This is a genomic window from Streptomyces sp. NBC_01410, assembly GCF_045040195.1.
Lineage (GTDB): Bacteria > Actinomycetota > Actinomycetes > Streptomycetales > Streptomycetaceae > Streptomyces.
This window is the reverse complement of record NZ_CP109530.1, coordinates 7,598,854-7,614,791: the sequence shown is the minus strand read 5'-3', so window position 1 is coordinate 7,614,791 and position 15,938 is coordinate 7,598,854. Positions and strand designations below refer to the sequence as shown.

General features: G+C 73.0%; 7 protein-coding genes. 6 read left to right on the top strand and 1 reads right to left on the bottom strand.

Features of this window, described 5'->3' with window-relative positions; genetic code table 11:
• The first annotated feature begins 50 nt into the window (after positions 1-50).
• The 6 genes from OG741_RS34770 (at position 51) to OG741_RS34745 (ending at position 12,942) form a co-directional block, all read left to right on the top strand.
• Entirely contained in the window at positions 51-1,367 is a 1,317-nt protein-coding gene (locus tag OG741_RS34770; protein WP_405604328.1) for an MFS transporter, read from the top strand.
• Between the two features lie 121 nt (positions 1,368-1,488).
• Positions 1,489-2,823 carry a non-ribosomal peptide synthetase gene (locus OG741_RS34765; RefSeq protein ID WP_405604326.1) on the top strand — a complete coding sequence of 445 codons (1,335 nt, stop codon included), beginning with the start codon at positions 1,489-1,491 and terminating at the stop codon, positions 2,821-2,823.
• A gap of 221 nt (positions 2,824-3,044) precedes the next feature.
• The gene (locus tag OG741_RS34760) at positions 3,045-6,251 is read left to right on the top strand and encodes a non-ribosomal peptide synthetase (RefSeq protein ID WP_405604324.1); all 3,207 of its coding nucleotides are present in this window, start codon (positions 3,045-3,047) and stop codon (positions 6,249-6,251) included.
• A complete protein-coding gene (locus OG741_RS34755) occupies positions 6,251-8,224 on the top strand; it encodes a non-ribosomal peptide synthetase (protein WP_405604322.1) in 1,974 nt (657 codons plus the stop codon). Before OG741_RS34760 ends, OG741_RS34755 begins: the two co-directional genes overlap by 1 nt.
• 49 nt (positions 8,225-8,273) lie before the next feature.
• Positions 8,274-10,085, top strand: coding sequence for an amino acid adenylation domain-containing protein (locus OG741_RS34750; RefSeq protein ID WP_405604320.1), 1,812 nt, complete (start codon positions 8,274-8,276; stop codon positions 10,083-10,085).
• Positions 10,075-12,942: a condensation domain-containing protein gene (locus tag OG741_RS34745; protein ID WP_405604318.1), complete on the top strand. Its 2,868-nt coding sequence runs from the start codon at positions 10,075-10,077 to the stop codon at positions 12,940-12,942. Before OG741_RS34750 ends, OG741_RS34745 begins: the two co-directional genes overlap by 11 nt.
• Before the next feature lie 60 nt (positions 12,943-13,002).
• Here OG741_RS34745 and OG741_RS34740 read toward each other — a convergent pair whose 3' ends face one another.
• Positions 13,003-15,936 (bottom strand): hypothetical protein, encoded by a 2,934-nt coding sequence (locus tag OG741_RS34740; RefSeq protein WP_405604316.1) that lies wholly within the window; start codon positions 15,934-15,936, stop codon positions 13,003-13,005.
• Positions 15,937-15,938: the final 2 nt, after the last annotated feature.

Sequence of the window (15,938 nt, the reverse complement as noted above, 5' to 3'; positions counted from 1 at the left end):
GTGTTCTTAGTGTTTTGACTGGTGATCGACTGGCCGTGAAGGTCTGGCTCATGTCCCCCTCACACCCTGTCGCATCCAGCGGTCTGCTGCGCATGCGCGACTTCCGACTCCTGCTCGCCGGGGCCGCGGCCGGTCAAGTCGGCGCCCAGGTCACTCTGGTCGCGCTCCCGCTGGTGGCGGTTCTCGTGCTGAAGGCACCCGCGTTTCAGGTGGGACTGCTCACGGCTGCCGAGACCGCCGCCTTCCTCCTGATAGGGCTGCCTGCGGGTGCCTGGGTCGACCGGATGCGGAAGCTCCCGCTGATGATCCGGGCGGATGCGGTGCGCGCCCTGGCCATGGCGAGCATCCCGCTGGCTGCGGTCGCCGACGTACTGACGATGGCGCAGCTGTACGTCGTCGCTCTGGTCACCGGAGCGGCAACCGTCTTCTTCGACGTGGCACACCAGAGCTACCTGCCCGAACTGCTGCCCAGGGAGCAGCTGATGGCCGGAAACGGTGCATTGGAAACGGTCCGCTCATCGGCCCACGTCGCAGGCCCGGGGATCGGCGGCGGGCTCGTACAAGTCCTCGGAGCCCAGCTGGCGATCGTGGCCGACGCGATCGGCTACGCCGTGTCCGCGATTTTCCTGCTGGCCATGAAGCGGCCGCCCGAGAGCCGGCCCGAGCCTGTTCCGGGCGCGTCCCTGCGCAAGGACATCGGGGAAGGCCTCCGGTTCGTCCTCGGCCACCCCCTGCTACGGGTCATCGCCGCAACGACCGGCCTCGGCAACTTCTTCACCGCGATGTTGATGGCCACTCAGACCATCTTCCTGGTAAGGGTGATCGGCCTGCCGCCGTTCGCGATCGGTCTGATGCTCTCCGCGTCCGCCGTGGGCGGGCTCGTCGGTGCACTGAGCGCCGGCACGCTCGCCGGACGCCTGGGACAGGCCCGCATCATCTGGCTCTCCGCCCTGGCAACCGGGCCGTTCGCACTGTTGTGGCCGCTGTCCGGACGGGGAGGCACCGCCGCCCTGTTCGCCATCGGCTCCGGCGTCGTCTCCTTCGGCGCTGTTGTCTACAACGTCGCCCAGGTCAGTTTCCGTCAGGCACTCTGCCCGCCCCGACTGCTCGGCCGGATGAACGCCACACTGCGTTTCCTTGTGTGGGGCACCCTGCCGCTCGGCGCGGTCGTGGGCGGCGCCGTCGCGGGCGCCTTCGGTCCGCGCGCCGCGCTCTGGGTCTGCGCGATCGGTTTCCTCGCCGTACCGCTGCCGTTGCTGCTCTCCTCCCTGCGGCGCATGCGCGATCTGCCGGTCGACGCGCAAGACCCGGAAGACCCGGCCACGCGCGACACCGGCGGCCACGCCGAGCCTGTCACCGCCGGCTGACTCGACGCCCCCGTTCCAGCTCCCGCCTGCCTGCCTGCAGGTCATTCTTGCTGCCTTCCGCCCGAGCGTCATGGCGCGGCGTCCGACGCGCGGCCAAGACAGACACGACAGAGAGGACAATGTGCAACTCAGCATCACGGGCCAGTACCTGGCTCGATACCAACGCATCGCCGCGGACAACGGCGAAATTGATCTGCTGCCCGTCACCGGAGCTCAGCGGCGCTTCGTCCTGGTGCGTTCCCTGGACCCCGCCGGACGGCCGGACATCGTTCCGATGTTCTTCGCCTTCCCCCGCGGCACCGTGGATCCGGTACGGCTGCGAGCGGCCGCGAACCATCTGGCCGCCCGGCACCCGGTACTGCGCGCCCTCCCGGAGGTGCTCCGCGGCACCCCCGCGCTTCGCCTGGCGGAGCCGGACGTGCCGGTGGAACGCCTCGTTCGCGCGCCCGGCGAGGACGCGGCCGGCGCCGTGCGCCGTGCCCTGAGCGCCTGGACCGCGCAGGGCTCGCCGCTGCGGCTCTACCTGGCCGAGGACGGACCGGATGCCGAGGAAGAGGTGCTCGCGGTCGTACTGGACCACACCGCCTGCGACGGCCAGTCGCTGGCGCGCATCGTCGAGGAGCTGAGTAGCGCCTACCGCCACGGGATCGGCCCCGGAGAACTCGCGCCCGCCGACGCGGCCGCGGAACTGGCCGCCTACCGGGAAGCGGTTCAGATGCAGCTCGAGGCCGAGCAGCGCGCGGGGTCGGCCGCGGCTCTGGAGTATTGGGGCGGGCGGCTGCGCGCCGTGCGCGAAAGCCCTGCGCTGCCCGTGCCGCAGGATCTCGCCCCCGGCACACTGCCCACCGGCGCCGCCGAACTGCGGCTGCCCGCTCCGGCCTCCGGCGTACCGTTCCCCGCGCTGCTCGACGCCTGTCGGGCAACGGCCCGTGTCCTGTACGGGGCCGGTCATGTGTCACCGATCGGGTATCCGTGGGGCGGCCGCCCGGCCGCCGCGGCGCCCGTGGTCGGCTGCTTCCTCAACACCGTCGTCTTCCCCGCCGGGACCGATGACCCCCCCAACGGCCCGAGCGGTGACGACCCCTTCGGCGGGGAGGCGACGGCCACCGGCTGGTGGGGCGATCTTGACCGGGCGGACACCCCCTTCGACGAAGTCGTGCACGCCGCCCGGTCGGCCGGCTCCCTGTGGTCGGGCCGACTGGACGGCCTGCTGACCGTCGACGACGCCCGTCGCCGTCCACCGCTGAGCCTGGGCGGAGTGGTGGGCCGCGAGGTCCACATCGACGGCCGGCACGTACGCGCCCCGTTCGCCGTGTCCGTCACCCACGGGCCGGAACTCCACATCCGCATGGTGTGGGACCGCCATGTGCACGACGACCGCACGGCCAAGGACGGGTTCGGCGCCTTCTGCGCGACCCTGCCCGCACCGCAGCGAGCCGACGTCACCGTCGGCTGAACGCCGCAGTCGTACACGGAAAGGACACAGCGCCGAACCGCACACGGCCGGCGCACCGCACAACCCTCAGGCCACACAGCCACAGAACCACCCCGAAGCCACCGAGCACAGCACGGCAGGACCGCGCGATCCGCGGACCGGCCTGCGAACCCCGGGTGGGAGCACAACCGTGCCCCGACCCGCATCCGAAGAACCCGACCCGACAACCTCAGGGATCGCCCATGCTTCCCCTCTCCTCGTCGCAGGAGATCGTCTGGCTGCACGAACAAGTGCAGCCCGGCAGCCGCGCGTACAACTTCACCGCCTCACTCGACCTGTGGGGGACGCTGGACACCGAGGCCCTGCGCCGCGGACTCACCGCCGCCCTCGACCGGCACCCCGGACTCCGCCTGGAACTCGTGGCCGTCCCCGGCGCGATGCCGGCCCAGCGGACCGCTGACACCTGTGCGCCCCGCCTGCGCAGCGTGGATCTGACCGGGGAGGCCGACCCGGAGGCCGCGTTCGCCAAGCTGCTGCGCACCGAGGCCGAGACCCCGCTCGACACGTACGAGGCGCCACTGCTGCGCTGGACGCTGGCGCGGCTCGCCGACGACCAGCACCGGCTCATCCACGTCGAGCACCACCTGATCCACGACGGGCACTCCTTCGCGATCCTGCTGGGCGACGTCTTCACCGTCTACCGCGCCCATGTCCTCGGTGAGCCGGTCACTCTGCCTCCCGCGAGCTCGTACGCGGACCATGTACGTGCCCAGGCCGACGTCCAGGCCGACGACGCACGAGCCGCAGCCCGGCAGACGAGCCTCGAGTACTGGGCCGACGAACTGCGCGGCGCCTCCTACGACATGCCGTTGCCCGGCCTGTCCCGGCCCGGTGCCCGGCGCAGGCACCACGGCGGACAGCTGCGTCAGTCGATCGGCGCGGATCTGACCCAGCGGCTGCGCACCCACAGCCGCGAGCGCGGCCTGACCCCGTTCTCCACACTGCTCGGGCTCTTCGCGGAGCTCCTGCGCCGGCACAGCGGCCGCTCCCAGATGGTCGTCGGCACCGCCGTCGGCAACCGCCCGCGGGGATTCGAGGACGCCGTGGGCATGTTCGTCAACACGATCCCACTGCGGCTTCGCCTGGACCCGAAAGCCCCGGCGGAGGACACCATGGACGAGGTGACCGACACCCTCATCCGCGCTCTGCCGCATCAGGAAGTGCCGGTCCAGGAGTTGACCCGCGCACTGGCCCTGCACACCTCCGGCGCGGACAACCCGCTGTTCAGCGTCATGTTCAGCGCACACGACGCGGCACTGCCCGAGATCGAGGTGCCGGGCATGGACATCACCCTGTTCGAGGGGTTCAACACCGGCACCACCCGATTCGACCTCGATGTCGTCCTGCTGCCCGACGACCGCCGTGGAGTGAGCCCCCGGCACGGGGCGCCCGGCATGACGCTGGTCTGGGACTACGACGCCGATCTCTTCGGCGAGGACGTGGCGAAGCTGCTCGCCGAACGCTTCCTGGATCTGCTGCGCGCCTACCTGGACGCTCCCGCCACCGTGCTCGCCGACCTCGCGCTTCCGGCGACGGCGTGCGACCCCGCGCCCGAACCGCACGCGGCCGCGCAGGGCCTGGACGCGCTCGACCCGGCCGCCGCCCACGACGCCTCCCAGCCCGCGCTGCTGATCGGGGCCCGGCGGCTCACCTACGGCGACCTCGACGAGCAGGTCACCTCGCTCGCGCAGCGGATGCGGGACGCCGGTGTGACGGCCGGTCAGCCGGTCGCCGCCGTACTGCCGCGCGGTGCCGACTCGGTGGTCACGCTGCTGGCCTGTCTGCGGACCGGAGCCGTGTACTGCCCGCTCTCACCGTCCGACCCGGTCTCCCGTCTGGAGCTGCTGCTCGATCGGCTCGGCCCGGCGCTGGTGCTCACCTCCGCCGACGCGGGGGCGACGCTGCCCGCACACCTGCCGACGGCGCGTATCGACGCCGCCTCCTTCCCCGCCGCGCGGCAGGCCGATGTGGTGGCCGGTGCGGCGTACATCATCCACACCTCGGGTTCGACCGGCATACCCAAGCCCGTCGCGGTGGGCCGGGCGGCCCTGGAAAACCATCTGACCGGCGCGGCCGAGCGGTTCGGCCTGGCCGCCGGTGACCGGGTGCTGCTCTTCGCCCAGCCCTCCTTCGATGTGGCGCTGGAAGAGGTCCTGCCCTCGCTGTACGCCGGTGCCTGCCTCGTCGTACCGGAGCGGGAAGTGCCCACCGGAGCAGAACTCGCCGAGCTGCTGGCCGCCGCCCGGGTCACCGTCGCCAACCTCCCGACCAGTTACTTCCTGGCCACCCGCGAGGAGTTGCGGCCGGTGCTGCGCGAGCGCCGCTGGGCGCCGAGGCTGCTGGTGCTCGGCGGCGAGCGGATCCCGGCGGACGCGATGCGCGCGTTCCTCGCCGACACCGACGCCTCCGTGTTCAACGTCTACGGAGTGACCGAAGCGGCGATCAGCTCGACGGTGTACGAGATCACCCGCGAGAACCTCGCGGACGGGGCGGAAATCCCCCTGGGCACCGAACTGCCCGGCGAGCGGATCCACGTCCTGGACGCGGCGCTGCGTCCACTGCCGGCCGGTGCGGTCGGTGAACTGGCCATCGCCGGCGCCGGTCTGGCCGAGGGGTACGTCGGCAACCCGGAGGCCACCGCGGCCCGATTCGTACGGATCGAGGCACTGAACGGCGAGCGGGTCTATCTCACCGGCGACCTCGGCTACCGGGATCGCGACGGGCTGTTGCACTTCCTGGGGCGCCGGGACAACCAGATCAAACTGCGGGGCTACCGCATCGAACTGGAGGAGGTGGAGGCCGCGGCATCGGCCGTGCTCGGCGGACGTTCCTGTGCCGTCGTCTTGGACCGGGAAGCGGCCGGCGGACCGCGCCTGGTCGGCTTCCTGGAGAACTCCGACGGACAGCAGCCGTGGGACGAGCAGGCGATGCACCTCGAACTGAGCCGACGTCTGCCGAGTGCCCTCGTACCCGGTCGATGGGCGCGGCTGGATGCCATGCCGACACTGCCCGGGGGCAAGCCGAACCGAGTGGCGCTGGCCCGTCTGGCCGCCGAACTCGAGCCCACCGCACCGGCCGAGGAGAGCGCCACGGCCGAAACCGACCCCGCGGAATTCACCGATCCGACGCTGGCTCTGCTCGCCGAGGGCTGGCGCGAGGTGCTGGGTCACAGTCGGTTCACCGATGCCTCCCACTTCTTCCGGACCGGCGGGCATTCGCTGCTAGCCGCACAGCTGGCGGCCTGGCTGGAGCCCCGCATCGGCGCACGGCCGCCGATGCAGCTGCTCTTCCGGAACCCGGTCCTGTCCGACCAGGCGCGCGCCCTTGGTGCTTTCGCCACGCCGACCGCTGCTGCCCACACCGCTACGACCACGCCGACGGAGTCGTGATGACCGAGATCCTGAGTGACACGCCGACGGGGGCCGCGCCGATGACCGGGCGGTTCGCCGAGCAGACCCCCGAGCAGACCTCCGAGCTGATGAACGGCCGTCAGGGCGCCCTGCCGAGCGTCGTACACGGCACTCCCCTCCCCGAAGCCGCCGCCGGAGTGCTCTCCCGCTACGAGAAGTGGGTACGTCGCAGTCCCGAGGCTCCCGCCGTGGTCGACGGGACCCGTACCTGGAGCTACCGGCAGCTGGACGAGGCGGCCGACGACGTCCTTCGCGCCCTGAGCGACCGGGTCCGCCCGGGCGACCTGGTCGGCGTCTGCCTCGACCGCTCGGCGGCGCTGGCCGTGACCGCGATCGCCCTCGCCCGGATCGGCGCGGTCTATCTCCCGCTGGGCCCCCGCCCCGGTGAGCGCCGCATCGACGCGGTCACCGAGGACGTCGCCGTGGTCTGTCTGATCGGCGACCCCACCGTGCTGCCCGCCCGCCATCAGGCCGCCGAGCAGATCGCGCTGCCGCTGCCGGGAGAGGGAACGAACGCCGCCCCGAAGGCCGTCGCGGCCTTCGCCCCGCCCGCTGCGAGTGCGCGCCCGGCTCCGCAAGAAGCCTTCTACGCCGTGCTGACCTCCGGCTCCACCGGGCGGCCGAAGGCCGTCGCCGTCGCGGAACCCGCTCTGTCCGCACTGCTGGACTGGTACCGCACCGAGACCGGCCTGGCGCCCGGAGACCGGCAGTCCCTGCTGATCGGCGTCGCGTTCGATCCGCATGTGATGGAACTGTGGGCCGGTCTGACGTCCGGCGCGGCTCTGGTTCCCGCTCCGGACGCTGTTCGCTGGGACCCGGCCGAACTCACCGCATGGTGGCGCGACGCCGCCGTGACGGTGTGCGTCGTGGCCACTCCGATGGCCGAACCGGTGCTGGAACGGACCTGGCCCCAGGACCTGAAGCTGCGTCACCTCGTTGTCGGCGGCGACCGGATGCGCCGGCGCCCGGGTGCGGATGTGACCGCCACAGTGCACAACGCGTACGGGCCCGCCGAGGCCACCGTCGTCACCACCACCCACGCCATGCGCGCCACGGACCACGACGCGGGCGACGAGACCGCGCCGTCGATCGGAACTCCGGTCCCGGGCGCCACGGTCGTCGTCACCGCGGCGGACGGCAGTGTCGCCGCCCGCGGTGAGGCCGGCGAACTGTGCATCGGCGGCACGTGTCTGGCGCTCGGCTATCTGGACCCGGAGCTGACGGCACGCCGGTTCACCGCCCCGCCCCCGGGGATCGACGCGCGGCGCACAGACCGCGTGTACCGCACCGGGGACCGGGTGCGGATGCTGGACGACGGAAGGCTGGAGTTCCTCGGCCGTCTCGACGATCAGGTGAAGATCAGCGGAGTACGGATCGAACCGGCCGAGGTGGAGGCCGCGCTCGAACAGAACCCGTCGGTGCGCAGCGCGGTTGTCACCGCGCCCCGTTCCGCCGACGGCAGCGCCCGCCTGGTGGCGTACGTCCTGGCATCCGGCGGAGCGAGTGCCGACGAGTTGCTGTCCGAGGTACGGGCCTGGCTGCCCGAGCAGGCTGTGCCCTCGGCCGTGCGGATCCTGGACGCCTTCCCACTCGACGCCAACGGCAAGGTCGACCGTGCCCACCTGCTGAAGCTGGCCGCGGCCCCCACGCAGCCGAACGCCGTCGGCAGCGCCACCGCCGGCAACGGCGATGCGCACGACGGCGCGACGGAGAGCGAGCGACTGGTCCTGCGGGTGGTCCGCGACCTGCTGGACAGCCCCCGTGCGGGACTGACGGACAACTTCACCGAGGCCGGCGGAACCTCCCTCGTCGCCTCGCGTCTGCTGACCATGATCGAGCAGGAGACCGGAGTCCGGCTGCGCGCACCGGAGTTGCTCCGTCAGCCCGACCTTCGGGCGGTCGCCGCCGTACTCGACAAGCGCCGCGCCGCCGTCAGACCGGGGGTGGCCTGAGATGGCGACTGTCCTGGCGAACACCCCCGACCACAGGAAGGAAAGCCCCGTGCCGGCTGACCGCACACCGTCCGCGTACGCCGCCGGCCTGCCCGCCCTGGTGGCGCGGCACGCCGAGCAGACCCCGCAGGCCCTGGCCGTGATGGACGGCGACACCACGCTGACGTACGCGCAGCTGGTCGCCTCCGCCCGCGCTCTGGCCGCACACCTGCACGACCACGGCGTCCGCCCCGGCGACCGGGTGGCGCTGCTGGTGCCGCGCTCGGCCCGCACCATCGTCGCGCAGCTCGCGCTGTGGTGGGCGGGCGCGGCGTGCGTGCCGCTCGACCCGGCGCACCCGCGTCCGCGTATCGAGGCGATGCTCGCCACCGCCGGGGCGACACTGACCGTCGGCGACAGCAAGCTCCTCGAATCCGCGGCCCTCACGGGCGCCACCCTGACGCTGCACGACGACCCACTGCTGACCGGCGCGGAGCTGCCCGCGGCTGAGCCCGGCCCGGACGCGACGGCGCTCGTCCTGTTCACCTCGGGGTCCACCGGCCTCCCCAAGGGCGTGACGGTCACCCACGGCGGCATCGCCCAACTGGTCACCGCTCCGCAGTACGCCACCGTCACCGCCCGCGACCGGGTGCTGTTCCACTCGCCGACCACCTTCGACGCCTCGACCTTCGAGGTGTGGTCGGCCCTCGCCAACGGAGCCGCCGTGGTGGTGTGCACCGCCGAGCGGCCCTCCTTCGAGGATCTGGCCCGGCAGGTGGAGCGGCACGGCGCGACCGTGGCGTTCTTCACCACGGCGCTGTTCCACCAGCTGGCTGCCCGCCGCTCCCGGGTGTTCTCGGTACTCCGCACGGTGGTGGTGGGAGGCGAGGCGATGGCCGCTCAGCATGCCCGGGCGGTGCTGCGCGCGTTCCCCTGGCTCGAGTTGGTCAATGGCTACGGGCCGACGGAGACGACGACGTTCGCCACGGCCCACCGGGTCACCGATGCGGACTGCGACGGCCCGGTGCCGATCGGCCGCCCGATCGCCGGCGCCGTCACACACGTCCTGGACGGGACCGGGCAGCCGGTCGCGCCGGGCGAACACGGTGAGCTGTGGATCGGCGGCAGCCGTCTGGCAGGCGGATACGCGGGACGGCCGGAGCTGACCGCCGAACGCTTCGTGGACCATGCGTCGCTGGGCCGCCTGTACCGCTCCGGCGACCTGGTCTCGGTGCGCCCGGACGGAGTTCTGGACTTTCACGGCCGCGTCGACGACCAGGTCAAGGTCCGTGGATTCCGCATCGAGCCGGGCGAGGTCGAGCACATCCTGCGCGAGCAGGCGGAGGTGGACGACGCCGCGGTGACCGTCCGCCGGCCCGCGGCGGACGACGCCCGCCTGGCCGCCTTCGTCGTAGCCGCACCCGGCCCGGTCCCCCGTGCCGAGACGCTGCGGGCGCGCCTCGCCGCACAGCTTCCCGCACATCTGGTCCCCGACGAGCTGACCCTCGTGGAGCGGCTGCCCCTGACGGTCTCCGGCAAGGTGGACCGGCGCGCGCTCACCGCTTTCCACGGCACCGCGACCGCCGAGGACGCCACTGAGGCGCTGACCCCGCTCCAGCAGGCCGTCGCCGAGGTGTGGAGCCGCAGCCTGGGCTGCGAAGTGAACCGGCCGGACGCCGACTTCCTCGCCTACGGCGGTCACTCCCTGCTCGCCCTGGTCGTCACGGACGACCTGCGCGAGGAGCTCGGAGTGGAGCTGTCCCTGCCCGACTTCTTCGCCGCCCCCACGGTGGCCGGACAGGCCGCGCTTGTCGAGCGCGCCCTGCTGGCCGACCACAGCGATCTCCACCTCGACGCGCCGGAGGACACCGATGGCCACTGACATCACCCCCAGCTCCGCCTCGCTGCAGGAGGAACTGCTGCGCAGGGCCCGGGCCCGCGCCGGCACGCGCCGGGCCGCCCCGGTCCCCACAGCCGTCCACGACCAGGGTCCCGCTCCGCTGTCCCACGCCCAGCGCCGGATGTGGCTGATGGACCGCCTCGGCCAGGGAGGCTCCCTCTACAGCGTGCCCTTCGCCACCCGGCTGCACGGGCCGTTCGACGTCGACGCCTTCACTGTCGCACTCACCACGCTCGTACGACGCCACGCCATCTTGCGCACCCGATACGGTCAGCGCGGCGACGAGCCGTACCAGGAGACGCTCCCCGCGCCCGACACGATCGCCGTGCCGGTGGTGGAGGCCGACGGCGACGGCGCGCAGGCGCTCGCCGCGGAGGCGCGCCGTCCGTTCGACCTGGCTGCGGGGCCCCTGCCGCGCGCCCTGGTGCTGCGGCACGGCCCCCAGGACCACACCGTGCTGCTGACCTTCCACCACATCACCATCGACGGCGGGTCGCTGGAGACCGTCGCCGGCGAACTGACGCAGCTGTACGCAGCAGCAGTGGACGGACGCCCTCACGAACAGCCGGAGCCGCCGCAGTACACGGACTTCGCGCGCCGCGAGCACGCGGCGGCCGGCCGCCTCGATGAAGGACTGGGTCACTGGACGCGCCGGCTCGCCGGAGCCGTACCGCTGCGGCTGCCCCGGCCCGCGCACCCTTCCGCCGACCTCGGCACGCGGCCGGCCGTCGCCCGCACCGCGAAGCTCGACGCCTCGGTGCTGCCTGCACTGCGCGAGCTGGGCAGGCAGCACCGGGCCACCCTCTTCACAGTGTCCCTCGCCGCCGCCTTCGCCGCGCTGCAGCGGTTCACCGGCGAGGACGACCTGATCATCGGCTGCGCCGGCACCCACCGCGAGGGGGCGGCCATGCGCGGTCTCGTCGGACTGTGCGTCAACACCCTTCCGGTACGTGTGAACCTGTCCGGCGACCCGGAGTTCGGGATCCTTGTGGACCGGGTGCGGGACGCGCTGCTGGAGGCCCAGGAGCACCGGGACGTTCCCTTCGACCTGATCCTGGAGCGGCTCGGCGCTGCCGCGCGTGACGCCGACGGCACGCCGCTGGTACGGGTCACCGCGGACGTGCTGCGGGCGCCCACGGCGCTCCCGCTGCCCGGAACGATCGCCGAGCCCGTCGAAGTCGGCCTCGGCGAAGCCAAGTTCGACCTGTCGTTCGGCCTCATGGACACCGACGAGCCCGCCTGCCTGGTCCAGTACGGTCAGGCAGCGCTGGCGACGGAGGCGGGAGACCAGCTGGCAGACGCCTTCGCCGACCTGCTGGCCGCGGTCGCCGTCGACCCGGAGCTGACCCTGTCACGGCTGCCCGGCCGCCCGTGGGCGGTCCCGGCCGACGACGACTGCCATCCGGCCGAGACCCGGCTGCGGATGCATCCGCAGGTGAGCGATGCGGCCGTGCCGCAGCCGGCGACCGGACCGCTCATCGCCTACGCCGTCCTGCGGGAGACCGGGGGCCCCTCGCCCGCCGAGTTGCGAGCCCATCTCCGGTCCGTCCTCGCCCGGGAACTCGTCCCGGCCACGGTGACGCTGCTGGACGCGATGCCGCGGAGCGCGGACGGCGCACTGGACGCCGGCCGGCTGCCCGGCGCGGCATCAGCCTCCGCCCTGCGCGGGGACCGTGCGCGGGCGGTTACGGCGGCGTTCGCCGCTTTGCTTGGCCGGACCCCGGCGCCGGACGACGACTTCTTCGTCCTCGGTGGCCACTCCCTGATCGCCGTGCAGCTTGCCGAGCGCTTGCGCACCGGGCTCAAGCTGCCGCTGACCGGTCTCGATGTGATGCAGAACCGGACACCGCGCGCACTCGCCGCGCTGCTCGACGCGCGTGAGACGGAACGCGCGGCGGCGGCCTCGACGGCTCCGCCGGTGTCACCTGGCCGGCGGGCACGCGAGGGCACCGTGCTGGTGACCGGCGGCACGGGCGGCGTCGGCGCGTTCCTCCTGCGTGAACTCGCCGTCCAGGGCAGGCCGGTGCTGGCGCTGGCCCGTCCCGAGTCGGCACATCTGGTGGCCGGGGACGGCGTGGATGTCGTCGAGGGTGATCTGACCGACCTGGACGGCCTGCGCGCCGCGGTGGAGAGTGCGGACGCGGTGATCCACGCCGCTTGCACCTTCACCCGGCCCGAGGTGGACGTGGCGGCGATGCAAGCAATGGTCGACGCCTGGCGCGGCGGCCCGTTCGTCTTCGTCAGCAGCGTGGATGCCTACGGACGCCCGACGGAGGAGTGGGTGGCCGAGGAGTCGGCTTCCCGACAGCCGTTGAGCGCTTATGGACAGGCGAAGCTCGACTGCGAACAGCTGCTGATGCGGGCGGCGGGCACCGGGGGCCGGGGCGGGGCCAGCGTCGTACGCTCGCCCATCGTGTGGGGTCCGCACGACCGCCTGCGCGACCAGCTGCGCTGGGGCGCGACCGGGTTGCTCTATCAGGCTGCCCTCGCCGGAGAGCCGATCACCCTCCCACGCCCCGGCACAGCCGGGCGCGACTGGTACGGCGCCCCGTGGGTCCACGCGGCTGCCCTGGCGCGTGCCGTGACCGCCTGCCTGGACACGCCCGTCCACGGAGTGGCCAACGCCCTGAGCGGTCACGTCGCGTGGCAGGACCTCGCCGCCGAGCTGCGTACGCTCCTCGGCAGCGACAGTGAGATCCAGCTCGCCGAGCGGGCGCATCCGGACCTCGACCACCCCTGGCTCTACCGCGCGGACCGGCTGGCCACCGCACTGCGTGAACAGCCCGGGGAGGACTGGCAGTCCGTACTCGCCGCGATGGTAGACACCTCCCGGGCCTAGGTCCTGTCCGGAGATGTGGGCGGCGGTGCCGGGGCGGGCTGTCGCCCCGGCACCGCCGCGTCACTCCTCGTCGCGCAGCCGGGCCGCCAAGGAGATCAGCGGCTCGGTCTCCTCGGTGTGGCCCAGGGCGGTCAGGCGGGAGACCGCAGCGTCGAGGCGGGTGAGGGCGGGAGCGGGGCGTTCCAGGTAGAGGCCCTCCACGGCGCCCGCCAGGCGGACGCACTCGGCCCACTCGCCGGCGCCTTCGCCCTCCCGTCCCGGCTCACCGAGCAGGGCAAGGGCCTTCTCCAGGGCGGCCAGTGCGTCCTCGTACTCGCCTGCGTAGGCGTTGACTCTCCCGTGTTCGTAGGCCAGTGCCGTGTCCAGGGCACGGCCCTGGGCCTCGTATTCGGCAGCGCGGGCCTCGTCGGCGATCCGGCCCGCGTCGGCGAGGAAGGCGAGGGCGTCGGCCAGGCCGTCGGAGCCCTGCTGCTGGGCCTGGAGACGGGCGAGTTCGCGCAGGCAGTTGCTGAGCTGCTCGTAACGCGGGGCCTGTGCGTGGGCGGCGAGTGCCTGGTCCGCGACTTCGCGGGCCCGACCGAATTCGCCGGACTCGCCGAGGAGTACGGCGGTCTCCGCGGCGATCATGGCGTGGCTCCCCGGGTCGTCGTCCCAGCCGGACGACTCGCCCGCCAGGGTGACGAACTCCGCCGTGGCCGCCTTGAGGTCCTCCCCCGCGTGCAGCGCGCGGGCGCGGGTCAGGCGCAGCTGAGCGACGAGCCGGTCGTCCAACTCTCCGGCGGCGACGTCCGGTTCGGCCAGAAGGGAGTCGATCAGAGCGATGCAGTCCTCGACACGGCCCAGGTCGAGGCTGAGCCGGGCCGCGTTGCTGTAGGTGCAGAACGCATCGGTCCGGCTGCCGCGGCGAAGGTCCGCCTCCGCGGAGCGCGTCAGGTGCCGCAGTGCCTCGTCGGGGCGGCCCAGGTGCATGCAGGCCTCGGCCAGATCACCGTGAAGGCGGGTGGTGTCGGCGGTCTCGGCCGGCCAGTCTGCGGCCAGCCGCAAGCCCTCGGCGAGGTCCGCGTACGCGGCCTGCGCGTCCCGGAGGCCGAACTGGAACCGGCCGCGCAGTCCGAGCGTGCGGGGCAGGTGCCAGGCGGGGCCGTGCGCCTTCAACCGGTCGAGCAGGGCGTCGATCTCGGTGACCGCGGCGGGCAGGTCGCCGGAGAGGGCGTAGGTGCTGGCCCGCAGCAGCAGGGCGCCGGAGATCTGCCCGGCGATGTCGTGCCGGGTGGCGAACACGTGCAACTGGTCCACCTCGGCGAACACCGGCGCGACCTGATCCTCGCTGCCCGAGGTCTGCAGGCGCAGGGCGAGCGCGGTCACCCGCAGCCGCAGCAGGCGGGCCTCCTGGTACGGAGCGAGGCCGGGGGTGTCCTCGTGGAGGCGGACCAGGGACGCGTGTGCGGCAGTCAGCGCGGCGGCCTTCGCCTCGGCTCCGTCGGCGCCCTCCGCCGGAATCTCGGCGATGGCGAGCAGGGCGCAGGCACGGGAGAGCGCTGCGTGACCCGGCTCCCCGGCGTCGTCGTACAGGGCCGCGGCCTCCTCGTGGAGGGCGGCGGCGTCGGTGAACTCGTCCTTCTCGCCCGCCCGGTTCGCCTCTTCGGCCAGCAGGTCCGCGCGCAGCCGCACGAGCGGGCCCACGGCCGGATCGTCAGTGTGGGTGTAGTCGCGGGCGGCCGTGAGCGTGCGCAGCCGCGCCCAGCAGGCGTGTGCGTCCGGGTGCCCCTGCTCGTCCAACGTCCTGGCTTGGAGGATGAGTTCGGACAGCGTGTCGGGGACGGCGGCGCCTGCACGGGCAGCGGGCGCGGCAACCGGTGCCGCCGGGGCCACGTCGTCGAGGCTGCGGGGGCGCAGGGTCAGTTCCAGCGCCTCCAGGAGCGGGGCACTCTCGAGGCGGGCCCTGCGGCGGTCGGTGTGGGCCGTGGTTCCGTTGCGGGCGTCGAAGCGGGCGGCGAGGTCGTCGGCGCGGCCGCGCACCTCGGCGCGCAGGCCGGCCACCGTCCAGGTGCGGCCCGCATACCCGGCGGCGGGCAGTTCGCCGTGGCCGAGGAGCTCGACGCGCTGGAGGAGGACCTCCACGCCGGTGAGGAAGCCGAGCGCGTCCAGCGGCGAGTCGACCTCGTCGAACAGGTTCCGGTTCTCGGCGAGCAGTTCCAGGCCGCGTGCCTCGTTGCCGGTCAGCGCGCAGAACTCCAGGTGCCGGCCGACCTCCTGGGACATCGAGGCCTTGCGGCGGCAGCTGCGGTAGCCGGCGAGGTGCAGTTCGCGGGCCCGGTCGGTGCGGCCGGTGCGCAGCAGGGGCAACAGCGCGTACGAGACGGAGCGAGCCGGCTCCTCCTGGCAGGACTCCTTCCCGGCCAGGACGGGCTCCCAGGCGCTGAGCGCGCGCTCGTCGTCGCCCGCCGTGAGGTGGTACTGGGCGCGCTCGCAGATCTCGCAGGCCTCGCAGTCACTGAGCCTGGTGCGGCTGCGGCCCGCCCACTGCTCGTAGGCGAGGGTGGTGTCCTCGCCGACGTGGGCGGCAAGCTGGTACGCCTGTCCGTAGTAGGGCTGGAGCCCGAGGTCGGCCTTCTCGTACCGGTCGCGCATCTCCTTCGTCCACTGGTGCAGGCTGGCCAGCGGTATCTCGGGCAGCGCGCGCAGCGCGTTGGCCACCCACTTGAACCGCCAGAACAGCATGTGGCGCAGGCGCTCGTCGAAGACGTCGGGCTGCTCGTCGAAGAGGGTGAGCAGACGGGCGAAGACGACGGGCGACTTCCGGGGTTCGGAGCCGTAGGTGTACGCCTCCTGGAGTTCGAAGAGCGCGTGGACGAGCACGACGGGCTCCGCGAACTGCTCGGCGGCGTCGACGAGTTCCTCGGCGGTGACCGTGCGGGTGCGGCCGTAGGGACGCCCGTCGTTCTCCTGGAGCGCCTGGAACAGCTCGTCGGTGGTCTGGGGTGTGGTCGGCATCG